Below are 249 nucleotides of genomic sequence, written 5' to 3' on the forward strand. Positions count from 1 at the left end.
ACGCAAGTGCTATGTTTGCACAAGCTATGTCTTTGTTACAGAAGGGATTGATTGCGGTTGGTGCCTTTCTCGTTGTTGTAGGGATTGTCAACCTTGCAACCAACATTAAAGATGGTGGACCAGGTGTTCGGAATGCCATTCTTGAAATTGTCGGTGGTGTTATGGTAGGGGCAGCTGGAGCCTTTGTAACTCAAATTTCAATTTAGGAGGATAAACAATGACATGAATCTTAGTTTAGTCTCACCCTTT

At 42.6% G+C, this 249-nt stretch carries 1 protein-coding gene; it reads left to right on the forward strand.

Annotated features, from left to right (window positions below):
• The coding region (locus CBI42_RS11970) for a hypothetical protein (RefSeq protein ID WP_142294170.1) at positions 1-206 on the forward strand (206 nt) is incomplete at its 5' end.
• Positions 207-249: the final 43 nt, after the last annotated feature.

The organism is Streptococcus sp. KR (assembly GCF_002238115.1).
Taxonomy (GTDB): Bacteria; Bacillota; Bacilli; order Lactobacillales; family Streptococcaceae; genus Streptococcus.